This window comes from Pseudomethylobacillus aquaticus (assembly GCF_003730115.1).
In the GTDB taxonomy this organism is placed as follows: Bacteria; Pseudomonadota; Gammaproteobacteria; order Burkholderiales; family Methylophilaceae; genus Pseudomethylobacillus; species Pseudomethylobacillus aquaticus.
This window is the reverse complement of sequence record NZ_RJVP01000001.1, coordinates 505065-527116: the sequence shown is the minus strand read 5'-3', so window position 1 is coordinate 527116 and position 22052 is coordinate 505065. Positions and strand designations below refer to the sequence as shown.

The window sequence follows — 22052 nt, the reverse complement described above, 5'->3', positions numbered from 1 at the left end:
AGTGAAGTTGCACCATGTTTGACGCCAAGCCCTTCCTCAAGACCATGCCGGGCCTGCCCGGCGTGTACCGCATGATCAATGCGCAGGACGAAGTGATCTATGTCGGCAAGGCCAAGGATCTCAAGAAGCGGGTGTCCTCCTACTTCATCAAGAACCTGCCATCGCCACGCACGCGCATGATGGTGAGCCAGATCGCGCGCATCGAAACCACGGTGACGCGTTCCGAGGCGGAGGCGCTGCTGCTGGAACACAACCTGATCCGCGGGCTGATGCCGCGTTACAACGTGTTGTTCCGTGACGACAAGTCCTACCCGTATATCGTGCTGACGGGTGACACGTTCCCACGGCTTGCTTTCCACCGCGGCACGCAGCGCAAAGGCCATGATTATTTCGGCCCGTTCCCGAATGCTGTCGCCGTGCGCGAGAGCATCCAGCTGCTGCAGAAAGTGTTCCGTCTGCGCACCTGCGAAGACACCGTGTTCGCCAACCGCTCGCGGCCCTGTCTGCAATATCAGATCGCGCGCTGTACCGCGCCTTGCGTCGATTACATCAGCGCCGAGAACTACCGTAGCGATGTGCACCACGCCAGCCTGTTCCTGCGTGGTCAGGAGCAGCAGGTGATGGACGAGCTCAGCGACAAGATGATGCAGGCCGCCGAGCAGCAGCAATACGAGACCGCCGCGCTGTTCCGCGACCGCATGCAAAGCCTGCGTCAGGTGCAGGCACGCCAGTTCGTCAGTGATTTCGGCGTCAACGATGCGCACGTGATCGCCTGTGCCGAGTTGCAGGGCCAGTTCTGCGTGAATCTGGTCATGGTGCGTGGCGGGCGGCACCTGGGCGATAAAAGCTTCTTCCCCAAGAATGCCGATGGTGCAGACATGGAAAGCACACTGGAAGCCTTCCTGGAACAGCATTATCTGGCGCAGGCCATCCCGCCGCTGATCGTGCTGGGCGTGGTGATCGAGACCGAGGCGCTGGAAGAGGTGTTCAGCACCCAGGCGGGCCGACGTATCCGCATCAATTGCAAATCCATAGGCGACAAGCGCGTCTGGCTCAAAATGGCCGAGACCAATGCTGAACTGGCGCTGCAGCAGCGTGCCAGCCAGCACGGCAGTCAGCAGCAGCGCTTGCAGGCGCTGCGCGAGGCGCTGGAACTGAGTGCGACCACAGAGCGCATCGAATGCTTCGATATCAGCCATACCATGGGCGAGGCCACGGTAGCGTCCTGTGTGGTGTTCGACAAGGGGGCGATGCAGAATTCGGAATACCGGCGCTACAACATCACCGGCATCACGCCTGGCGATGATTATGCCGCCATGCGCGATGCCCTGACACGCCGCTATAAAAAGATCGCCGGGGGTGAGGGCAAATTGCCTGACTTGGTGTTCATCGACGGCGGCAAAGGTCAGCTGGGCGTGGCGGTCGAAGTGATGCGGGAAGTGGGCTTACCTGATATTCTGCTGGTCGGTATTGCTAAAGGTGAAGAGCGCAAACCTGGTCTGGAACAGCTGTTCTTCCCGGAACGCAGCGACGGCATCAGTCTGAAAAAAGACCACCCGGGCTTGCATCTGTTGCAGCAGATCCGCGACGAGGCGCACCGTTTTGCCATCACTGGCCACCGCGCACGGCGCGGCAAAGCCAGGCTGCAATCTTCACTGGAAGAGATCGACGGCGTGGGTGCCAAGCGCAGACAGCGCCTGCTGCTGCGTTTTGGCGGTCTGGATGGCGTGCGTAATGCCAGTGTCGACGAGCTGGCACAGGTGGAAGGCATCAGTAGCGCGCTGGCAGAAAAGATCTATCAGCAATTACATTAATAAAGTGAGAATCCTGCATGTTGTGGAATGTCCCGAATAGCCTGACCATGCTGCGCATTCTGTTGATTCCGGTGTTCGTGGGGATCTTCTATCTGCCAGCCACCACCATCCCGCCGCACTGGGTGAATTTCACCGCGACGCTGGTGTTTGCGCTGGCGGCCATCACTGACTGGTTCGATGGTTATCTGGCGCGGGTGCTGAACCAGACCTCGGCCTTTGGCGCGTTTCTGGACCCGGTGGCAGATAAGCTGATGGTGGCAGCGGCGCTGATCGTGCTGGTGGAGCTGGACCGCGCCGGGGCCATCGTGGCGCTGGTCATCATCGGACGCGAGATCGCCATCAGTGCCTTGCGCGAGTGGATGGCAGGTCTGGGGCAGCGCAGCAGTGTGGCCGTGGCCACGCTGGGCAAGGTGAAAACTGCCGCGCAGATGGCAGCCATCCTTTTTCTGCTGTATGCCGACCCGATCAACCTGGCCATGTTTGTCGAGATTCCGGCAGCTTTTGCTGATCTCGCCATCATCGATACATTTTTTATCGGCAGCGTGCTGATTGTGATCGCAGCGTTTTTGACATTACTGTCAATGGCTTACTACCTGCGCGCCGCCTGGCCCAATATGCAATCAAAATAATATGACATTTTCGGTGTTGACAGCCGCTGGAAAGTCATTAAAATGCAGCCTTCTTCAAGACGACGTCCTGAAGACAACGCGGGAATAGCTCAGTTGGTAGAGCGCAACCTTGCCAAGGTTGAGGTCGCGAGTTCGAGACTCGTTTCCCGCTCCAGACAAAACAAAACGGGGAAGGCAGACGCTTTCCCCGTTTTGGTTTCAGCCTCAAAGGCGCGATAGCAAAGCGGTTATGCCGCGGCCTGCAAAGCCGTTTAGGCCGGTTCGACTCCGGCTCGCGCCTCCAGTCCATATCCGCCGGATGGTGAAACTGACAGTACCCGTCCGGAAGGTGGACTTGGTAAAATCCGCCCGGATGGTGAAATTGGCAAAATCCGCCCGGATGGTGAAATTGGTAGACACAAGGGACTTAAAATCCCTCGGCTTAACGGCTGTGCCGGTTCGACCCCGGCTCCGGGCACCATCTCCAGGCATTATCTCCGATACATCATCATCAACCAAAGTGGCTACTGACCGTTTTTGACAGCCATATCGAACGGTCGCCATCGATGTGCCGCCGTTATGTTGTCATTGCCAGCCTTGCTGCGTCTGCGTACCACTCGGTGTGATCGCGGGCGCAGGGCGATAGTCTCGGCACCCAGGCCCCAACTGCGTGGCTTGTTACTTGCTTCTACTCAACCCCGTACCTGCCAGCATCCTCTTGAACGAAGCGCATGCCGCTGCTTTCAGGAACATGCTGGTATCAGCAGGATGCTGTCCCACCTTGGGGTGTGCCGTAACCAAAGCGCCATTCACCATGTTTCCCAGCTTCGCACGTTTTTCTCGCAGGTCGACCATGCCGTCTGCTGCAAAGATGCGCCACGGTTTGTTCAAATCAGCACGTGTGCGTGATGCAAGTGCATCGTTCAGCAGGGCTGCGTCAACAGGTTATTCCAGAAAAGACCTGAAGCGCATGAGCGCTGCAAATGCAGTGGTCAGCACCTTCGACGGGCCTTATCTGCTACGCCGATGTGTGCAAATACTCGCCCTGCTTGCTGCGGGCTATCTATTGGCGAGGTTCAGTAATCAGGGCATCTCAGTCTCGGCGCTAGAATTGAGGCTGGCCAGTGTCAGGCAGGAGGCGGAATCCAGTAGCGACACGGTGCTGCAGTTAAAGCAGAAGCTGGAAGTGCAGCGCATCGCCATCCAGAAGCTAAGCACGCAGATGCAGGCCATGGAGCAGCAGCGTATAGCCCTGCAGCAGGATCTGGCCTTCTATAAGAATATTGCTGGCAAGGCGGATAAATCAAAACAGTTGCTGGCCAAGCTGCAGGATATGCAGCAGGCGTCCGCTACCGCCAGGTTGGCTGTCACCACGCCGCCGGTCACCACAGCAGCGCTGGCGACGGCTGGCGCCGCGTTGCCTGCGACGACGCCCGTCACCATGGAAGTAAAGCTCAGAAGCTTCACCGTGAGCAGGCAGGACGAGCCGGGTCAGTACCGGTTCTCCATACTGCTTGCCAAAGAGACGCAGCCGACCACTGCAGTACAAGGTGAATTGAAGCTGAGTTTGTCCGGCTTGGAGGTCGATAAGCCTGTTAATCTGGACTGGACCGGCGAGCCCTTGAAGGTGAATTTCAAGCAGTCACAACGCCTCAGTGGCGATATGGAGATACCCGAATACTGGACCGGCAAGAAGGTAAGAGCCAGTCTGTATGAAGCGGGCAAGGCTAAAGCGACTTACCGCTGGGTGGTGCGCGTTCCGGATTGATCCATGCGCATGGCGCAATCCGGAAGCCATGCTGAGCGAAGCTATGGTGAGCCAGGAGCCTGCCATGCCGGTTTGGGCAGCATGCTCGTTTACTCAACTAATGTCTTGTTGAATCAGCTAACGGCCTGTTGAATCAGCTAGCGACCACTCAGTTTCTTCAGATCATCAATGATCTCCTGCGAATGTCGCGAGGTATTCACGCTGAGGTAGGCCTTCGCCACTTTTCCTGCCGGATTGATCAGGAAGGTATAGCGTTTGGCGATCTTGATGACGCCCAGGTTGCGTAGTGCTCCGTAGCTGTCAGCCACCTTGCCATCCTTGTCTGCCAGCAGTGGGAACGGCAGATTGTATTTCTCCGCGAACTTGGCATGTGAGGCCGAGTCGTCGACGCTGATGCCCACTACCTTGGCACCCAGCTTTTCCAGTGCGAACAGGTCATCCCGGAATTTGCAGGCCTGCTCGGTGCAGCCCGGTGTGTCGTCTTTGGGGTAGAAGTACAACACCAGCCAGCCGCCCGCATAGTCGTTAAGCTGGTGAGGCTGGGACTTAGAATCCAGCAGCTTGAAATCGGGGGCTTGCTGCCCTGCGACAGGCACGCTGGCCGCCGCCGCATACCGATAGGCAGCCAACGCTAACAGCGTGATGATGAACATGGCGAGAAGTTTCATGAGGTATCCTGTGTAGAGTGTTGATCGAAGGCGCCAGGGTAGAGGCTGCTGCCATTAAGACATGTTGTGCACAAAAAATTCCTTGATCTGTCATGGACAGCAATACTAAGGGCATAGTCTATCGGTTAAAATCGGATTTGATAGCTGGCTTGGATATTGCAGGGTTTATCGTACTGCAATCACACTGTATTTCCGATGAACGAGTTCACTGCCTACGCTGCAACCTGTATGCCTGATATTCAGGCAACTTCATACTGAGAGAACCGCCATGACGACAAGCAAAACGCCGACTGACCAACCACGCACTCCAACCAGGCCAGCCAAACCAGCGGCACGACGCATCTCTGCGCACAAGGCGCCGGCAGTGCAATCGCTGCAGAACCATCTCACCTTTTCTTCCGGCAAGACCAGCACGTCGGCGACCGAACGCGACTGGTATGCAGCCACGGCCAATACCATACGCGATCACGTGATCGAGCGCTGGGTGAAGACGGTGGACGCCTACCGTGAGCAGGACCCCAAGCGCGTTTACTATCTTTCTCTGGAGTTCCTGATCGGCCGCATGATGTCCAATGCTGCACTGAATTTGGGCATTGCACCAGAAATACGCGATGGTTTGACCAAGCTCGGCCACAGCCTGGAAGAAGTGGTGGAGAAAGAGAACGATGCGGCACTGGGTAATGGTGGCCTGGGCCGTCTGGCAGCCTGCTTCCTGGATTCGATGGCCACCATGGACATTCCAGGCACCGGCTACGGCATCCGCTATGAATACGGCATGTTCCGCCAGACCATCGAAGGTGGACAACAGATCGAGAATCCGGACAACTGGCTGCGCTACGGTAACATTTGGGAGTTCCAGCGCCCGGAACACACCTACGACGTGAAGTTCTTTGGTCGTGTGGTGGAATGCGTGGAAAGCCACGGCACGGAATACCATTGGGTGGACACCGAGCATGTGGTCGCGATGGCTTACGATGTGCCTATCCCCGGCTACGGTACTGAAACCGTCAACAATCTGCGTCTGTGGTCTGCCAAGGCGGCTCGGGAGTTCGATCTGGGACACTTTAATGACGGCAATTACGAAAAGGCTGTCGAGTTGCGCAATGACTCGGAAACCATCTCGCGCGTGCTCTACCCCAATGACGCTTCTGCCTCTGGTCGCGAACTGCGCCTGAAGCAGCAATATTTCTTTGTGTCGGCCTCGGTGCAGGATCTGCTGCGCCGCTTTCTGTGCGAGCACAAAGACTGGAACCTGTTGCCTGAGAAAGTGGCCATCCAGCTCAACGACACCCATCCGGCTATTGCGGTGGCAGAAATGATGTATCAGCTGGTGGATGTGCATAAACTCAAGTGGGATTACGCCTGGGGACTGGTGGTGAAGGTATTTGCCTACACCAACCACACCCTGATGCCTGAGGCCCTGGAAACCTGGTCTGTGGAGCTGTTCGGTCGCCTGTTGCCGCGCCATCTGGGCATCATCTTCCGCATCAACCATCAGTTCCTGCAGATGGTGAACCACCATTTCCCCGGCGACACGGACTTGTTGAGTCGGGTCTCCATCATCGACGAGACACATGGTCGGCGCGTGCGCATGGCGCACCTGGCCGTGGTGGGTAGCCATACCGTGAACGGGGTCGCTGCGCTGCACAGCGAACTGCTCAAGACCACGCTGTTCGCTGATTTCAACCGCATCTATCCGGGCAAGCTGGTCAATGTCACCAACGGCATCACGCCGCGCCGCTGGCTCAACCAGTGCAATCCTGGTCTCACGCAACTGATCTCCAGTGCGCTGGGCGATGGCTTCCAGAAGGACCTGAGCAAGTTGTCCAGCCTGGAGCCCCTGGCTGAGGATGCCGATTTCCGCAATGCCTTCCGCGCGGTCAAGCTTGCCAACAAGCAGCGCCTGGCCACCCGCATCGAAAAGCTCACCGGTGTGAAGCTCAACCCCAACAGCCTGTTCGATGTGCAGATCAAGCGTATCCACGAATACAAGCGTCAACTGCTGAATGTGTTGCACGTGATCACCTTGTATAACCGCATCCGCAGCGGTCAGGTCAAGGACAGCACGCCGCGCGTGGTGATCTTCGGCGGCAAGGCCGCGCCGGGTTACTGGATGGCCAAGCAGATCATCCGGCTCATCAACGATGTGGCTGCACTGGTCAATGACGACCCGGCGGTGGGCGACAAGCTCAAGGTGGTGTTCTACCCCAACTACGAGGTCTCGGCCGCCGAGCTGTTGTTCCCGGGCAGTGATCTGTCCGAGCAGATCTCCACGGCGGGCACCGAGGCATCAGGTACCGGCAACATGAAGATGGCCCTGAACGGCGCACTGACCATAGGCACGCTGGACGGTGCCAATGTGGAGATCAAGGAAGAAGTCGGCGACGACAACATCTTCATTTTCGGCCTGACCACGCCGGAAGTGGCCGCGACCAAGGCGGCAGGTTATAACCCCTGGGATTACTACCATGGCAATGCCGAGCTCAAGCAGGTGCTGGACATGATAGGCAACGGGTTCTTCTCGGTGGACGAGCCGGACCGTTACCGTGCCATCCTCGATACGCTGTTGCAGAAGGGCGATCACTACCTGCTGCTGGCGGACTATGCCAGTTATGTTGCGACCCAGGATGCCGTGGGTGCGCTGTACAAGGATCAGGACGAATGGACCCGCCGCGCCGTGTTGAATGTGGCGCGTATGGCCAAGTTCTCCAGTGACCGTACCATTGCCGAATACGCCAGCAATATCTGGAAGGTGAAGCCAGTGCAGCGTTAGCACCAGCGTCATTTCATCCTACGCAGCGGCAGGGAAGCTTGCACCGCGTCAGTCTTGCAGTAGACTATGGGTCGAGTGCAAGACTGGCAACGTGCCGCTTCCCTGTTATTTTTTCGGAGATCATCATGCAGCGTCTGACCGTATTGTTTGTATCCGCCCTGTTCGCCCTGCAGGCTAGCGCAGCAGGGGTTGCAGACCTGACCAGCAGCGAGGCCAGTAGCGGCCTCAAGGAGGCCTTGATCCAGGGCGCAGCTAAGGCAGTGAGTCAATTGGGTGCTGCTGATGGTTTTCTCAAGAACCCTCAGGTGAAGATCCCCTTGCCCGAATCCATGAAAAAAGCGGAAAAAGCCATGCGCCTGTTCGGCATGGGCGATCAGGCAGACGAACTGGTGCTGAAGATGAACCGGGCGGCGGAAGCGGCGGTGCCGGAAGCGAAGGAATTGCTAGTGAACTCGGTCAAGCAAATGAGCCTTGCCGATGCCAAGAACATCCTCACCGGTGGCGATGATGCCGCCACCCAATACTTCAAGAAGACCACTTCCGCGCCCATGGCAGAGAAATTCCTGCCCATCGTGACCAAGGCCACCGAGAACGTGCAACTGGCACAGCAATACAACCAGTTCGCCGCAACTGGTCTCAAGTACGGGCTGGTGAAGAAAGAGCAGGCTTCCCTGGAACAATACGTTACGCAAAAGACCCTGGACGGGGTCTACCTGATGATGGCGCAGGAAGAGAAGGCCATACGCAGCAATCCGCTGGGGCAGGCCAGCAGCCTGGTCAAAAAAGTGTTCGGCGCGATCGGACAATAGACGATAGTCTAAGCACAATAGACGATAGTCTAAGCATAGACGTCTAAATAATAAACGTCTGGAAAATAGATGACCGGGCAGTCTGCTTCAGGCGCGCACTGGCGCCAGGCACACGCCATAAGCCAGTCACTGACCATGTAACGTCAGCACGAAAAAGCAGCCAACAGGCTGCTTTTTCACTTGCACCTTAAAGCCGCCGCCGTTGGTTTTCTGACTGGCAGTGCCGGGCCTAGTGGGGTGTATGGGGATGCGCCGCGTGGCTGTGCAGGTAGCTGGCCTGTTGATGTGGCGAGATACCTACCTTTTGTGGCAGCAGGGAGCCTGCGACCATGCCGATGATGCTGACCAGCAGGCCTATCATCTGCGGCGGCACCAGGCTGGCTTCCCCGACCAGCACTTCCACCAGCACCCAGCTGCCTATACCGCCTACGATGGCCGCCAGTGCTCCCTGATTGCTGGCGCGTTTCCAGAATGCGCCGAAGAACAGGGGGACGAAAGCGCCGGCCAGCGTGATCTTGTAAGCGGCTTCCACCATGCCGAAGATGGACAGCTCGGAGTTCAGCGCATACATCAGCACACAGGCGGCAAAGCCGACCAGGCAGATGCGCATCACCTTCAGAAAGCCCTTGTCGGTCAGGTGCGGCATGTAGCCGCGCACGATGTTCTCGGCAAACGAGACCGACGGCGCCAGCAGGGTGGCAGACGAGCAACTCATGATGGCCGAGATCACCGCACCGAAGAAGATGATCTGCGCGACGATGGGCATATGGGTCATCACCAGCGTGGGCAGCACTTTTTGTGAATCGTCCTCCACCAGTTTGCCGAACACCGCCGGGTCGATCAGCGTGGCAGAGTAGGCGATGAACATGGGCACGAAGGTGAAGCAGAAATAGACGGAAGCCCCCAGGATGGAGCCCCACAGTGCGATCCTGGCTGATTTGGCCGCCGTGATGCGCTGGAACACGTCCTGTTGCGGGATGGAGCCCAGCATCATGGTCATCCAGGTGCCGATGAAGGTGATCCATACCCAGATGTCGCCTACCGGGAAGAAGTCCAGCTTGCCTGCCGCTTCGGCGTGCGCGATCACCGGTGCCACGCCGCCGGTCATGCCGGATACCAGATAACCGATGAACAGCAGACCGCCGATGATCACGATCATCTGCACAAAATCGAGGATGGCCACCGACAGCATGCCGCCGAAGGTGGTATAGGTGAGCACGATGGCGGTACCCAATACCATGCCCGCTTCTTCACTCACCGCGCCTTGCGTGATCATGTTGAAGATCAGCCCCAGCGCCTTGATCTGCGCCGCCACCCAGCCCAGATAGGAGACCACGATGGCGATGGTGGTGAGCACTTCCACAGTGCGGTTGTAACGCATGCGGTAAAAGTCGCCCAGCGTGATGATGTTGAGTTTGTAGAGCTGCGTTGCGAAGAAGAAGCCTGCGATCACCAGGCACATGCTGGAACCGAACGGATCCGCCACCACGCCGTTGAGGCCGTCCTTGACGAAGGTGGCTGACACACCGAACACCGCTTCGGCACCGAACCAGGTGGCGAACACGGTCGCCATCACCACGGGCAAGGGCAGGTGACGGCCAGCGATGGCGAAGTCCTTGGTGTTCTTGACGCGTGTGGCGGCAATCAGGCCGATGCTGATGGAGACCAGCAGGTAAAGCACAACAAACCAGATCAGCATGGAAGTCCTCTAGGTTGAAGCGGCAACAAACGGTGCCCGGAATCAGGATGCCTGCAATTTCAGCAAAACGAGAATTCTAGCAAAGCCCGAATGCTAGCAAAACCTCTAGCAAAAACTGCGCCTTGCCATGGGGGTGAACAAGGTCTTGGCCCGATCATGCGCCGTCCAGGCCACAGTCGCTCAGCCGTGAGCCGCCATCCAGTACAGATAGGCGGCAGCTGCCTGCAGCAAGACCAGCACCAGCAGTGCCACGGCGATCCATTTGAGTGCGCTATGCTGACGGCGCTGTGATTCGATCAGGGCGCTCAGTTCAGGCTGCAGCGGCGTGTCATGCGCACGTTGTAACTGGTGGTGCATGAGACGGGGGATCTGCGGCAGGATCTTGCCCCAGAATGGTAGTTCGGCACGCACATTGCGCATCACGCTGCGCCAGCCCAGTTGCTCGGACATCCAGCGTTCCAGGAACGGGCGTGCGGTCTTCCACAGGTCCAGCTCCGGGTCCAGATCACGGCCCAGACCTTCGATATTGAGCAGGGTCTTCTGCAGCATGATGAGCTGCGGCTGGATGATGACCCCGAACCGGCGCGCCATCTGGAACAGCGCCAGCAGCGTGCGGCCAAAGGAGATCTCTTTCAGCGGCTTGTCGAAGATGGGTTCGCAGATGGCGCGGATCGCTGTTTCGAACTCCGGGATGGGCGTGTCCTTGGGCACCCAGCCGGATTCCACATGGGCCTTGGCCACTTCGCGGTAATCGCGGCGGAAGAAGGCCAGGAAGTTGCGTGCCAGGTATTCCTTGTCGATGTCATCCAGCGTGCCCACGATGCCGAAATCCAGCGCGATGTAACGGCCGTCGGCAGCCACCTGGATGTTGCCCGGGTGCATGTCGGCATGGAAGAAGCCGTCACGGAACACCTGGGTGAAGAAGATCTCCACGCCGTCACGCGCCAGTTTGGGGATATCCAGACCTTGTGCACGCAGTTGCTCGATCTGGCTGATGGGGGTGCCGTGCATGCGTTCCATCACCATCACCTGTTCGCGGCACCAGTCCCAGTGCACATCCGGGATCAGTAATAGCGTGCTGTCGGCGAAGTTGCGTTTTAGCTGGCTACAGTTGGCGGCTTCCAGCATCAGGTCCAGTTCGCCATGGGTGTGGCGCGCGAATTCGGCTACGATCTCGCGCGGTTTGAGGCGGCGCGCCTCATGCCACAGCTTGGAGAACAGCCAGGCACCGGTGTCCAGCAGGGCCAGGTCTTTCTCGATGATGCTACCTATGCCCGGACGCAGCACTTTCACCGCCACTGGCGCACCGTTCGGCAGATGGGCGAAGTGCACCTGTGCCACCGAGGCGCTGGCGACCGGGGTTTCGTCGAATTGCGAGAACAGGCTGGCGATGGGTTGCCCGAAGGCGGTTTCGATGGTGCTGACGACCTGGGCGTAAGGGAAGGGCGGCACACGGTCCTGCAGCCGAGCCAGCTGGTCAGCGATATCCAGCGGGATCAGGTCGCGGCGCGTGGACAGCATCTGGCCGAATTTTACGAAGATGGGCCCCAGCGCCTCAAAGGCCAGCCGTAAGCGCTCGCCGCGCGATGTGCTGCTGTCGCGCCAGAACAGCAGGCGGTTCAGCACGCGCTGCAGCGGGCGTAGCCGGGTATGGGACAGGATGAGTTCATCCAGACTGAAGCGCAGGGCGATGCGCAGGATCTTGAACAGACGTAACAGGCGCATCAGGAAGGGTTCGTCGTGTCAGCGGGTCTGACGGCAGCACGGCGTGCTTCCAGAAGCTCCAGGCGCTTTTGCAGGCGCTCGGTGTCGTCACGCAAGGTATCGACCTCGGTGACGAAGTTGGCCACATGACGTTTCTTGGCGATCATGGGCTGTTCTTCCTGCCAGTATTCCACCAGCATGTCGACCAGGTTGGTGCTTTGTTTTTTGACTTCGCTAGCGACTTTACGGCCGACCTCGGCCAGTTCGTGTGCAGGCGCATCGCCGATCACGCGGCTCAGGTCTTCTTCGTATTCCCAGTGCAGGCCACGCAATATCTTCGCGATAGCTGTAGCCAGTTCGGTATCGCCTTCCAGCGTGACCAGCGTGGCAGCATGTTCGTCACCGGTCAGCAGGCGCAGCGCGACGGACAGCGGCATCTGGATGCCAGCATCGATGTCGCTGGATTCACCAGCCATGGCAAGGCCACCGTCTTCGAGCACGGTCAGCGTGGCTTCCACCGGGGGGATGGCGAAGCGCACCGATTTCCCGGCGTAAGGCAGTAATTGCTCACGCGCCCAGGCATTCTGGGTGATCAGGTGGTTGAGCAGGCGGGTCAGTATGGCTTTGATCATGGCAATGTATCCCTGGCGGTCAGACTTTCCAGCCCTTGTGCAGCGCGACCACGCCTGCGGACAGGTTGTAGTAATCCACCTTGTGCAGGCCGGCGTCCAGCATCATCTGTTTGAGGGTGTCCTGATCCGGGTGCATGCGGATGGATTCGGCCAGATATTGATAGCTTTCTGCATCCTTGGCCAGCAGCTTGCCCATCAGCGGCAGCAGTTTGAATGAATAGAGATCGTACAGCGGTGCCAGCGGCTTCCATACCTGCGAGAACTCCAGCACCAGCAGGCGACCCCCCACTTTGAGTACGCGCTGCATCTCGGCCAGTGCTTTGTCCTTGTGCGTCATGTTGCGCAGGCCGAACGCCACGATCACGCAATCAAAATGCTGGTCCGGGAAGGGCAGTTTCTCGGCATCACACTGCATGGCAGGCACCGCGGCACCATCGTCGATGAGCCGGTCACGGCCGACCGCCAGCATGGAGGCGTTGATGTCGGTGAGGATCACCTGACCGCTGGCACCGACTTTTTTGGCGAACAGGCGCGACAAGTCACCACTACCCCCGGCGATATCCAGTACGCGGTCACCGGCTTTCACGCCGCTGACTTCCACGGCAAAGCGCTTCCAGCCACGGTGCATGCCAGCCGACATCACATCGTTCATCAAATCGTATTTGCTGGCCACGGAATGGAACACCTCGCCGACCTTGCGTGCCTTTTCGCTCTCGGCCACGGTTTTGAAGCCGAAATGGGTGGTACTGTCATGTTCGCTCATGCGGATCCCTTGCGTTGCTGACCGGCCGCAGCCAGTTTGTCCAGGTAGGTTTGCCAGAGCGTGTCGGTTTCCACGCTCAGTTCGTACAGATAGTCCCAGGAATACAATCCGGTATCGTGACCGTCCGAGAAGGTCAGTTTGATAGCGTAATTGCCTACCGGTTCGACGGCGCTGATATTCACGTCCTGCTTGCCCACCTGCAGCACTTCCTGGCCGTGACCATGGCCGCGCACTTCAGCGGAAGGCGAGTACACGCGCAGCAACTCGCATGACAGCATGCCACGGATACCATCATCGAATTTTATTTCCAGCAGGCGTGAAGCCTGGTGCAGGCGGATTTCAGTCGGGCGAGGGGAGGACGGGTGCAGACCGCTCATGACAATGTTTGGCGTATAATCTAAACCAGCATGATAGCAGAATCAAAGTGGCATCCAGCGCGGATCGCGCCTGCAGACAGGCTACTTGGTCACTCCACGGATAGGCTCAAATGACCCTCACCACCCTGAGTTTGTTACTGGTACTGACGCTGGTTTTTGTCGGCCTCGCGGCAGCAGGCATCCTGTGGGCGATACGCAATGGCCAATATGACGACATGGAAGGGCCGGCGCAGCGCATCCTCATGGACGACGACGACCCGATGATCCCGTTCAACCGCTTGAAGCAAAACGCTGCAGCGCATAAAATCACGCAAAGCGCCGAGCAAACATCCAAAGCGCCGGCAGATACCAACCAATGAGGAAAACGCGTCATGAAAGAGTATTTCACCTTTGAGAAGCTGCCACTGACCATCACCGTGGGCTTGATCACCATGTCCTGGCTGAGCGCCCTGTCGGTGATTTTCTTCGGCTGATCGAGCACTAGACTGAGTTTTGATTCGGTCAGGCTCGGGTATTGAGGGCAGGTATCGGTATTCAGACCAGCATTCAGTGACGAAACCGCAACATCGAGCAACATCTACACCTCTCCAAAACGTAAATCTGCTCAATGACACCACCAATAAAAAAGCTGCCTAAGGCAGCTTTTTTATTGTGTTGCGATCAGCTTCGCTTAAGCAGTGGCGATCATGCTTTTCATCTTCTGCATGGCTTTTTGCTCGATCTGACGGATGCGCTCGGCTGATACGCCGAATTCAGCCGCCAGGTCATGCAGCGTGGCACCACTGCCTTCGTGCAGCCAGCGTGCCTGCACGATGCGGCGGCTGCGTTCATCCAGGCTGTCCAGCGCGTTCGCCAGTCCATCCATCTGCGATTGCTCGCTTTGTTGCTCAGCCAGCCACTGTGATGGCTCGGCGGCAGGGTCTGGCAGATAAGCGATAGGGCTGAAGTGACTTTCGCTGTCGTCGTCGCTATCGCCTTCCAGCGAGATCTCGTGACCGCCCATGCGGGCTTCCATCTCCAGCACTTCTTCCGGCTTGACCTTGAGTTCGCGCGCGATGTGGGCCACTTCATCCGGTTGCAAGCTGCCGCTGCCCTGTTTCATGCTGCGCAGATTGAAGAACAGTTTGCGTTGTGCCTTGGTGGTGGCGACCTTGACCAGGCGCCAGTTGCGCACGATGTATTCGTGGATCTCGGCTTTGATCCAGTGGATGGCGAAGGAAACCAGACGCACACCGCGGTCCGGATCGAAGCGGCGTACCGCTTTCATGAGGCCGATATTGCCTTCCTGGATCAGGTCCGCCTGAGGCAGGCCGTAGCCGGAATAGCCGCGCGCGATGCTGGCGACCAGGCGCAGATGCGACATGATCAGGCCTTTGGCGGCATCCAGATCGCCTGTGGTTTTCAGGCGTGTGGCATAGTCGTGTTCTTCCTCCGCAGTCAGTACCGGGAAGGTTTTGATGACGCGCAGATAGCGATCCAGGCTGTCGACCGAACCACTATCAACAGTAGGTAATGAAGCAATTGTCAGGGCGTTGCTCATGATGACTCCCTCGTATTTCGCATTAAGTTGATTTTAGCACTCACCATGAGAGAGTGCTAGTGGCGAAAAGTTCTGAATATATTGCGTTTGGACAAGACTCTGGCTGAGGGAGCCGAGACTGGTTCGGTATAACTTTTAAGATCGATTGAGCGTCATTTATCAAGTGCCTTGTCGGCTAGATAATTAAGCTGTGAAAAAAGCGATCGCCCATGCATGGGCGATCGCTTTTTAGAGCAGATACCGATATTCGTTCTTGTTGGTTCAATGCAGCAGTAGTAGCGCTTTACGCAAGGTCTGTGATACACCCCAGGCCAGTGGGATCAAGACATAAGCCCAGAACAGGATGGCCACCACATAACGGCCCAGGCTGGCAGATTTGGTTTCCATGTGCGATCTCCTTATTGGCCGTTGCCGGCAGTATCAGCTTTGAGATGATGTTTGGGGTGCACTTCGCGCATCAGCAGGTTGCAGATGAAGCCGACGACCAGCAGACAGGCCATGATATACAGCGTGAAATTGTAAGCATCTGCCTTGGCCATGCCCTGCTCGATCTGGTATTCACGGATGTAATTGACCAGTACCGGGCCGAGGATGCCTGCTGTGGCCCAGGCGGTGAGCAGGCGTCCATGGATGCCGCCCACGAACTTGGTGCCAAAGATGTCGGCCAGGTAAGCCGGGATGGTCGCGAAGCCGCCGCCATACATGCTCATGATGACGGCCGAGGCGGCGATGAACAGCACCACATTGCCTTGTTGGCCCAGGCTGGGCAGCAGTGAGTAGAACAGCGCGCCAAGCGCGAAGAACACGAAGTAGGTGTTTTGGCGGCCGATGTAGTCCGAGGCGGAAGACCAGATGAAACGGCCTGCCATATTGAACAGGCTGAGCAGACCGACAAAGCCTGCCGCCGCCTCTGGGCTGATGCCGCCCTTGAACATCTCCTGGATCATCACCGAGGCCTGGCCAAGGATGCCGATACCCGCCGTCACGTTAAAGCACAGAATCACCCACAGCAGATAGAACTGCGGCGTCTTAAGCGCTTCATCAATGTGCACATGGTGCTGGGTGACCATCTTTTTAGGCTTTTCGGACGGTACCCAGCCCGCTGGTTTCCAGTTTTCGGCCGGGATGCGGATCGCCAGCGAGCCGATGACCATGGAGATGAAGTACAGCGTGCCCATCACAGCGAAAGTCTGTGCCACGCCCGTGGAGGTGTCGCTGGAAAAGAAATTCATCAAGGCCACGCTGAGTGGCGAGCCTATCATCGCGCCACCACCAAAACCCATGATGGCCATGCCGGTGGCCATGCCGCGCCGGTCCGGGAACCACTTGATCAACGTGGATACCGGTGACACATAGCCCAGGCCCAGCCCGCAGCCGCCGACCACGCCGTAACCCAGATAGATCAACCAGATCTGATGCAGCTCGACGCCGATGGCTGAGATCAGCAGTCCGCCGCCAAAGCAGCAGGCGGCAGTGAACATGGTCATGCGCGGGCCGACTTTTTCCAGCCATTTGCCAGCGAAAGCAGCGGATAAACCGAGGAAAACGATGGCCAGACTGAAGATCCAGCCTATGGTGGTGAGTTTCCAGTCCTCAGGAAGTGCCTCCTGGATGCCGATAACACGCGTGAGTGGCTCGTTGAACACGCTGAAGGCATAGGCTTGCCCGATACACAGATGCACGGAAAGTGCTGCCGGAGGGATCAGCCAACGATTGTAGTTCGGCCCTGCGGTGATTCTTTCCTTTGAAAAAAAGCCAGACAAGTCACTCTCCTTTAATTATTGATTTTATTTATCCGTGTTTCTATATCGCAATATCACTTAATCGGTCATCGTGGCGGTCGGTATCATCCCGCCCACATGATGTTAGTTTGACAGTTTTTCCTTGTGTAGCACAGAATACAACAAACGTTCTATTTTGCTGTCTACATCAACACAAGATGGCAATCTGCCGTGATCAATAAAACAATAAATGTAGCGTCCGAGGAGCAAGTGTGGTTCAAGGTCATAATGAGCTGATAGCTGAAAAAATCGAAGCCCATCGCGGTATGGCGGGTGGTTTGCTGCCGCTGTTGCATGCGGTTCAGGATGCCATCGGGTATATCCCCGAGGAGAGTTATCCCGCCATCGCCAAAGGCATGAATCTGTCGGTAGCGGAGGTGCATGGGGTAGTGGGGTTTTACCACCACTTCCGTACCCATGCGCCTGGCCGTCACATCCTGCAGGTGTGCCGTGCCGAATCCTGTCAGGCCATGGGCTGCAGCGAGCTGGAACATTATGTCAAAGCCAGGCTGGGCGTGGATTACCATGGCACCAGTGCCGATCATGCCGTGACGCTGGAGCCGGTCTATTGTCTGGGTAACTGTGCCTTGTCGCCTGCCGTGATGTTCGACGAACAGGTGCTGGGCCGTGTGGATAAGGCCACCATCGACGAGCTGCTGAATACGCTGGAGGCGGCATGAGCGTGCGAGTCTATGTCCCCTGTGATTCCGGCGCCTTGTCCATGGGCGCCGAGCGCGTCGCCAAGGCCATCCGTGCCGAAGCCGAGCGCCGCGGTCTCGTTATCGAGCTGGTGCGCAATGGCTCGCGTGGTTTGTACTGGCTGGAAACGCTGGTGGAAGTTGGCACGGCTGATGGACGCGTGGCTTATGGTCCGGTGAAGGTGGCGGATGTCGCCAGCCTGTTCGATGCAGATTTCCTGCATGGCGGGGCCCATGCCCTGCATCTTGGCATCACTGACCAGCTGCCCTGGCTCAAGAATCAGGAACGCCTGACCTTTGCGCGTGTAGGTATCACCGACCCGGTTTCTCTTGATGATTATCTGGCCCATGACGGGTATCGCGGACTGCGCAATGCGCTGGCGATGACGCCGGATGCCATCGTGCAGCAGGTCACCGATTCCGGTCTGCGAGGACGTGGCGGTGCGGCATTCCCGACTGGCATCAAATGGAAGACCGTGGCTGGCTGCGTGGCGGATCAGAAATACATCGTCTGCAACGCGGATGAAGGCGATTCCGGTACTTATTCTGACCGTATGATCATGGAAGACGACCCCTACGTACTGATCGAAGGCATGACCATCGCCGCTATCGCAGTAGGGGCTACGCAAGGCTACATCTACCTGCGTTCCGAATATCCGCATGCGCTGGTGTCGCTCAATACCGCCATCGAGCGTGCCCAGGCGGCCGGTTATCTGGGTGAACACATCCTGGGTAGCGCCCATACCTTCCACCTCGAAGTGCGCCGCGCTGCGGGGGCTTATGTTTGCGGTGAAGAAACCTCCTTGCTGGAGAGCCTGGAAGGCAAGCGCGGCCTGGTGCGTTTCAAACCGCCTTTGCCAGCGATCGAAGGTTTGTTTGGCAAGCCCACCGTGGTCAACAACGTGATCTCGCTGGCCACCGTGCCCATCGTGTTGGATAAGGGCGCGGAATACTACCGTGACTATGGCATGGGTCGCTCACGCGGCACCTTGCCTATCCAGTTGGCGGGCAACATCAAGCAGCCTGGTCTGGTCGAAAAAGCCTTTGGCGTCACCTTGCGTGAATTACTGTATGACTATGGCGGTGGTTCCGCCTCCGGTCGGCCTATCCGTGCCGTGCAGGTGGGTGGCCCGCTGGGCGCTTATCTGCCGGAATCGCAGTTCGATACGCCGCTGGATTACGAGAAATTCAGCGAGATCTGGGCGGTGCTCGGTCATGGTGGCATCGTCGCGTTTGACGATACCGTCGACATGGCCAAGATGGCCCGGTATGCCTTCGAATTCTGTGCTGTGGAATCCTGTGGTAAATGCACGCCATGCCGCATCGGTTCCACGCGCGGCGTGGAAGTGATGGACAACATCATGCAGGGCAAGCAGGTGAGCAAGAACATCGCTCTGGTGCGCGACCTCAGTGATACCTTGCTCAATGGTTCGCTGTGCGCGCTGGGTGGCATGACGCCATACCCGGTGTTGAGTGCGCTCAACCACTTCCCGGAAGACTTTAGCAAGGCTTCGGCCATCACCAGCGAAACCGCGCTGGCTGATCCGGCCTGAGAGGAGAGACATCATGGACAAACAAATAGATTATGGTACGCCGGCGGCGATCGCCGACAAGCAGGTGACGCTGGAGATTGATGGCCGCGAAGTCACCGTCGCAGCAGGCACTTCCGTGATGCGCGCTTCGATGGAAGCTGGCATCACGGTGCCCAAGTTGTGTGCCACGGACAGTCTGGACCCGTTCGGGTCCTGCCGTTTGTGTCTGGTCGAGATCGAAGGGCGTCGTGGCTATCCGGCTTCGTGTACCACGCCTGTGGATGCCGGCATGAAGGTGCATACCCAGACCCCAAAACTGGCGGATATCCGTCGTGGCGTGATGGAGCTCTACATTTCCGACCACCCGCTGGACTGCCTGACCTGCGCTGCCAACGGCGATTGCGAGTTGCAGGACATGGCCGGGGCGGTGGGGCTGCGTGAAGTGCGTTACGGCTACGAAGGCGAGAACCATCTCAAGGCCGAGAAGGACACCTCCAATCCGTATTTCACCTTTGACCCGTCCAAGTGCATCGTCTGTTCTCGCTGCGTGCGCGCCTGCGAAGAGACACAAGGCACTTTCGCACTGACCATCCATGGTCGTGGCTTCGACTCCAAGGTCGCTTCCGGTACCGGTAACTTCATGGACTCCGAGTGTGTGTCCTGTGGTGCTTGCGTGCAAGCCTGCCCGACTGCCACGCTGATGGAAAAATCGGTGATCGAGCAAGGCCTGCCCGAGCATAGCGTGACCACTACCTGCGCCTATTGCGGCGTGGGTTGTTCCTTCAATGCCGAGATGCGTGGTGAAGAGGTCATCCGCATGGTGCCCAACAAGGACGGTGGCGCCAATCATGGCCATTCCTGCGTCAAGGGCCGTTTCGCCTGGGGCTACACCACCCACAAGGACCGTATCACCACACCGATGATACGCAAGAGCATCAAGGATCCCTGGCAGGAAGTCAGCTGGGACGAGGCGATCAACTACGCCGCCAGCGAGATCACGCGTATCCAGCGCCAATATGGCAAGGATTCCGTCGGTGCCATCACCTCTTCGCGCTGCACCAACGAAGAAGTCTATGTGGTGCAGAAGCTGGTGCGCGCCGTGTTCGGCAGCAACAATGTGGACACCTGCGCACGCGTCTGCCATTCGCCTACCGGTTATGGCCTGAAGCAGACCCTGGGCGAATCGGCGGGCACGCAGACCTTTGATTCCGTGATGCAATCCGATGTGATCATGATCATAGGCGCCAACCCCACCGACGGTCACCCGGTGTTCGCGTCGCAGATGAAGCGCCGCCTGCGTGAAGGCGCCAAGCTCATCATCGCCGACCCGCGTGCCATCGACCTGGTGTCGTCGCCGCACGTCAGGGCAGACCACCACCTCAAGCTGCGTCCTGGCACCAATGTGGCACTGATCTCGGCGCTGGCTCACGTGATCGTGACCGAAGGCCTGGTTAACGAAGCGTTCGTGCGCGAGCGTTGCGAGTGGGATTCCTTTGTAGCCTGGCGTGATTTCGTCGCAAAACCAGAGAACTCCCCTGAAGCACTGGAGCCGTTCAGCGGTGTGGATGCTGAAGAACTGCGTGCGGCGGCGCGCCTGTATGCCACCGGCGGCAATGCCGCCATCTACTACGGGCTGGGTGTCACCGAACACAGCCAGGGCTCTACCATGGTGATGGGCATCGCCAACCTGGCCATGGCGACCGGTAACATCGGCCGTGAAGGTGTGGGCGTGAACCCATTGCGTGGCCAGAATAATGTGCAGGGGTCCTGTGACATGGGCTCCATGCCGCATGAGTTCCCGGGTTACCGTCATGTGTCGGACGACGAGACGCGTGCCCTGTTCGAGCAGGCCTGGGGCCGTCCCTTGAGCAACGATCCGGGTCTGCGCATCCCCAACATGCTGGATCTGGCAGGCGAGGGCAAATTCAAGGCTATCTACTGCAATGGCGAAGACATCGCCCAGTCCGACCCCAACACCCAGCACGTCACGCACGCACTGGAGTCCATGGAATGCGTCATCGTGCAGGACCTGTTCCTGAACGAGACGGCCATGTATGCGCATGTGTTCTTCCCGGGCGCGTCCTTCCTGGAAAAGAGCGGCACCTTCACCAACGCCGAGCGCCGTATCTCGCCGGTGCGCCGTGTGATGACGCCCAAGAACGGTATGGAAGACTGGGAGATCACCGCCAAGCTGTCGACCGCCCTGGGTTACCCCATGGAATACCAGCATGCGTCTGACATCATGGACGAGATCGCACGCCTCACCCCCACCTTCGAAGGTGTGAGTTTCGCCAAGCTGGACGAACTGGGCAGCATCCAGTGGCCATGCAACGACACGCATCCGAACGGCACCCCGGTCATGCACGTGGATGAATTCGTGCGCGGCAAGGGCAAGTTCTTCATCACCCAGTATGTGCCCACCAGCGAGAAGGTCACAGCCAGGTTCCCGCTCATCCTCACCACCGGCCGCATCCTCAGCCAGTACAACGTGGGGGCACAGACACGGCGTACCGCCAACGTGGCCTGGCATCAGGAAGACCTCATCGAGATTCATCCGCATGATGCCGAGGAGCGTGGCATCCAGGAGGGCGACTGGGTGGGCATCACCAGCCGTGCCGGCGAGACCGTGCTGCGCGCCACCATCACCGAGCGTGTGCAGCCTGGCGTGGTGTATACCACCTTCCACCACCCGGAATCGGGCGCCAATGTGATCACCACCGACAACTCGGATTGGGCCACCAACTGCCCCGAGTACAAGGTGACCGCTGTGCAGGTGGCGCGTGTGACGCAGCTGTCCGACTGGCAGACCGAGTACCAGAACTTCAGTGAAGCGCAGATCGCCTTCGCAGGCTTGCCAGCCGATGTCGCGGCGACAGAGTGATGGTC

19 protein-coding genes and 3 tRNA genes are annotated in these 22052 nt (G+C 58.3%); 12 read left to right on the top strand and 10 right to left on the bottom strand.

Annotated features, from left to right (window positions below; translation table 11 throughout):
• The first annotated feature begins 14 nt into the window (after positions 1 to 14).
• The 5 genes from uvrC to ED236_RS02430 all read left to right on the top strand — a co-directional run bounded on the left by uvrC (position 15) and on the right by ED236_RS02430 (position 2903).
• Positions 15 to 1814, top strand: a complete 1800-nt coding sequence (uvrC, locus tag ED236_RS02450) for an excinuclease ABC subunit UvrC (protein ID WP_123236330.1) — start codon at positions 15 to 17, stop codon at positions 1812 to 1814.
• A gap of 17 nt (positions 1815 to 1831) precedes the next feature.
• Positions 1832 to 2443 (top strand): CDP-diacylglycerol--glycerol-3-phosphate 3-phosphatidyltransferase, encoded by a 612-nt coding sequence (gene pgsA, locus ED236_RS02445; RefSeq protein ID WP_123236329.1) that lies wholly within the window; start codon positions 1832 to 1834, stop codon positions 2441 to 2443.
• 78 nt (positions 2444 to 2521) lie between these two features.
• Positions 2522 to 2597 (top strand) — tRNA-Gly (locus ED236_RS02440).
• 55 nt (positions 2598 to 2652) lie between these two features.
• Positions 2653 to 2726, top strand: a tRNA-Cys gene (locus ED236_RS02435).
• Between the two features lie 90 nt (positions 2727 to 2816).
• Positions 2817 to 2903, top strand: a tRNA-Leu gene (locus ED236_RS02430).
• Positions 2904 to 3100: 197 nt separating this feature from the next.
• On the opposite strand, the gene ED236_RS12485 is transcribed toward ED236_RS02430, so the two are convergent.
• Entirely contained in the window at positions 3101 to 3313 is a 213-nt protein-coding gene (locus tag ED236_RS12485; RefSeq protein ID WP_162299571.1) for a hypothetical protein, read from the bottom strand.
• Between the two features lie 79 nt (positions 3314 to 3392).
• Between ED236_RS12485 and ED236_RS02425 the strand changes: the two genes are divergently transcribed.
• The gene (locus ED236_RS02425) at positions 3393 to 4190 is read left to right on the top strand and encodes a DUF6776 family protein (protein ID WP_148042231.1); all 798 of its coding nucleotides are present in this window, start codon (positions 3393 to 3395) and stop codon (positions 4188 to 4190) included.
• 137 nt (positions 4191 to 4327) lie between these two features.
• Here the strand turns inward: ED236_RS02425 and ED236_RS02420 are convergent, their stop codons facing one another.
• Positions 4328 to 4858: a peroxiredoxin gene (locus ED236_RS02420; protein ID WP_123236327.1), complete on the bottom strand. Its 531-nt coding sequence runs from the start codon at positions 4856 to 4858 to the stop codon at positions 4328 to 4330.
• Between the two features lie 268 nt (positions 4859 to 5126).
• Here ED236_RS02420 and ED236_RS02415 point away from each other — a divergent pair, with 268 nt between their 5' ends.
• Together ED236_RS02415 and ED236_RS02410 are read left to right on the top strand one after the other, a co-directional pair.
• Positions 5127 to 7631 carry a glycogen/starch/alpha-glucan phosphorylase gene (locus ED236_RS02415; protein WP_123236326.1) on the top strand — a complete coding sequence of 835 codons (2505 nt, stop codon included), beginning with the start codon at positions 5127 to 5129 and terminating at the stop codon, positions 7629 to 7631.
• A 125-nt stretch (positions 7632 to 7756) separates the two neighbouring features.
• On the top strand, positions 7757 to 8440 hold the full coding sequence (locus tag ED236_RS02410) for a DUF4197 domain-containing protein (RefSeq protein ID WP_123236325.1): 684 nt from the start codon (positions 7757 to 7759) through the stop codon (positions 8438 to 8440).
• 229 nt (positions 8441 to 8669) lie between these two features.
• Here ED236_RS02410 and ED236_RS02405 read toward each other — a convergent pair whose 3' ends face one another.
• From ED236_RS02405 to ED236_RS02385, 5 genes are all read right to left on the bottom strand, one after another.
• A complete protein-coding gene (locus ED236_RS02405) occupies positions 8670 to 10139 on the bottom strand; it encodes a high affinity choline transporter 1 (RefSeq protein WP_123236324.1) in 1470 nt (489 codons plus the stop codon).
• Positions 10140 to 10319: 180 nt separating this feature from the next.
• Positions 10320 to 11864, bottom strand: a complete 1545-nt coding sequence (gene ubiB, locus ED236_RS02400; RefSeq protein WP_123236323.1) for a ubiquinone biosynthesis regulatory protein kinase UbiB — start codon at positions 11862 to 11864, stop codon at positions 10320 to 10322.
• Positions 11864 to 12475, bottom strand: a complete 612-nt coding sequence (locus ED236_RS02395) for a ubiquinone biosynthesis accessory factor UbiJ (protein WP_123236322.1) — start codon at positions 12473 to 12475, stop codon at positions 11864 to 11866. Before ED236_RS02395 ends, ubiB begins: the two co-directional genes overlap by 1 nt.
• Before the next feature lie 19 nt (positions 12476 to 12494).
• Positions 12495 to 13238 carry a bifunctional demethylmenaquinone methyltransferase/2-methoxy-6-polyprenyl-1,4-benzoquinol methylase UbiE gene (gene ubiE / locus ED236_RS02390; RefSeq protein WP_123236321.1) on the bottom strand — a complete coding sequence of 248 codons (744 nt, stop codon included), beginning with the start codon at positions 13236 to 13238 and terminating at the stop codon, positions 12495 to 12497.
• Positions 13235 to 13615 carry a gamma-butyrobetaine hydroxylase family protein gene (locus ED236_RS02385; protein WP_123236320.1) on the bottom strand — a complete coding sequence of 127 codons (381 nt, stop codon included), beginning with the start codon at positions 13613 to 13615 and terminating at the stop codon, positions 13235 to 13237. Before ED236_RS02385 ends, ubiE begins: the two co-directional genes overlap by 4 nt.
• Positions 13616 to 13725: 110 nt before the next feature.
• Here ED236_RS02385 and ccoS point away from each other — a divergent pair, with 110 nt between their 5' ends.
• Positions 13726 to 13974, top strand: coding sequence for a cbb3-type cytochrome oxidase assembly protein CcoS (gene ccoS / locus ED236_RS02380; RefSeq protein WP_123236319.1), 249 nt, complete (start codon positions 13726 to 13728; stop codon positions 13972 to 13974).
• A gap of 311 nt (positions 13975 to 14285) precedes the next feature.
• Here ccoS and rpoH read toward each other — a convergent pair whose 3' ends face one another.
• The 3 genes from rpoH to ED236_RS02365 form a co-directional block, all read right to left on the bottom strand.
• Positions 14286 to 15155: an RNA polymerase sigma factor RpoH gene (rpoH, locus tag ED236_RS02375; RefSeq protein WP_123236318.1), complete on the bottom strand. Its 870-nt coding sequence runs from the start codon at positions 15153 to 15155 to the stop codon at positions 14286 to 14288.
• A 261-nt stretch (positions 15156 to 15416) separates the two neighbouring features.
• Positions 15417 to 15542, bottom strand: a complete 126-nt coding sequence (locus ED236_RS12710) for an MFS transporter small subunit (protein ID WP_123236317.1) — start codon at positions 15540 to 15542, stop codon at positions 15417 to 15419.
• 11 nt (positions 15543 to 15553) lie between these two features.
• On the bottom strand, positions 15554 to 16918 hold the full coding sequence (locus ED236_RS02365) for an L-lactate MFS transporter (RefSeq protein ID WP_123236316.1): 1365 nt from the start codon (positions 16916 to 16918) through the stop codon (positions 15554 to 15556).
• A gap of 230 nt (positions 16919 to 17148) precedes the next feature.
• On the opposite strand from ED236_RS02365, the gene ED236_RS02360 reads away from it, so the two are divergent.
• The 3 genes from ED236_RS02360 to fdhF are packed head-to-tail and all read left to right on the top strand — an operon-like array spanning position 17149 to position 22047.
• Positions 17149 to 17616: a formate dehydrogenase subunit gamma gene (locus ED236_RS02360; RefSeq protein WP_275669189.1), complete on the top strand. Its 468-nt coding sequence runs from the start codon at positions 17149 to 17151 to the stop codon at positions 17614 to 17616.
• A complete protein-coding gene (locus ED236_RS02355; RefSeq protein ID WP_123236314.1) occupies positions 17613 to 19187 on the top strand; it encodes a formate dehydrogenase beta subunit in 1575 nt (524 codons plus the stop codon). The genes ED236_RS02360 and ED236_RS02355 overlap by 4 nt, the downstream gene beginning before the upstream one ends.
• 13 nt (positions 19188 to 19200) lie before the next feature.
• The gene (gene fdhF, locus ED236_RS02350) at positions 19201 to 22047 is read left to right on the top strand and encodes a formate dehydrogenase subunit alpha (protein WP_123236313.1); all 2847 of its coding nucleotides are present in this window, start codon (positions 19201 to 19203) and stop codon (positions 22045 to 22047) included.
• The last annotated feature ends 5 nt before the right edge of the window (positions 22048 to 22052 follow it).

Coding starts and splice junctions, on each gene's coding strand:
- uvrC (WP_123236330.1), top strand. CDS start 15: ATGTTTGACGCCAAGCCCTTCCTCAAGACCATGCCGGGCCTGCCCGGC.
- pgsA (WP_123236329.1), top strand. CDS start 1,832: ATGTTGTGGAATGTCCCGAATAGCCTGACCATGCTGCGCATTCTGTTG.
- ED236_RS02425 (WP_148042231.1), top strand. CDS start 3,393: ATGAGCGCTGCAAATGCAGTGGTCAGCACCTTCGACGGGCCTTATCTG.
- ED236_RS02420 (WP_123236327.1), bottom strand. CDS start 4,858: ATGAAACTTCTCGCCATGTTCATCATCACGCTGTTAGCGTTGGCTGCC.
- ED236_RS02415 (WP_123236326.1), top strand. CDS start 5,127: ATGACGACAAGCAAAACGCCGACTGACCAACCACGCACTCCAACCAGG.
- ED236_RS02410 (WP_123236325.1), top strand. CDS start 7,757: ATGCAGCGTCTGACCGTATTGTTTGTATCCGCCCTGTTCGCCCTGCAG.
- ED236_RS02405 (WP_123236324.1), bottom strand. CDS start 10,139: ATGCTGATCTGGTTTGTTGTGCTTTACCTGCTGGTCTCCATCAGCATC.
- ubiB (WP_123236323.1), bottom strand. CDS start 11,864: ATGCGCCTGTTACGTCTGTTCAAGATCCTGCGCATCGCCCTGCGCTTC.
- ED236_RS02395 (WP_123236322.1), bottom strand. CDS start 12,475: ATGATCAAAGCCATACTGACCCGCCTGCTCAACCACCTGATCACCCAG.
- ubiE (WP_123236321.1), bottom strand. CDS start 13,238: ATGAGCGAACATGACAGTACCACCCATTTCGGCTTCAAAACCGTGGCC.
- ED236_RS02385 (WP_123236320.1), bottom strand. CDS start 13,615: ATGAGCGGTCTGCACCCGTCCTCCCCTCGCCCGACTGAAATCCGCCTG.
- ccoS (WP_123236319.1), top strand. CDS start 13,726: ATGACCCTCACCACCCTGAGTTTGTTACTGGTACTGACGCTGGTTTTT.
- rpoH (WP_123236318.1), bottom strand. CDS start 15,155: ATGAGCAACGCCCTGACAATTGCTTCATTACCTACTGTTGATAGTGGT.
- ED236_RS12710 (WP_123236317.1), bottom strand. CDS start 15,542: ATGGAAACCAAATCTGCCAGCCTGGGCCGTTATGTGGTGGCCATCCTG.
- ED236_RS02355 (WP_123236314.1), top strand. CDS start 17,613: ATGAGCGTGCGAGTCTATGTCCCCTGTGATTCCGGCGCCTTGTCCATG.
- fdhF (WP_123236313.1), top strand. CDS start 19,201: ATGGACAAACAAATAGATTATGGTACGCCGGCGGCGATCGCCGACAAG.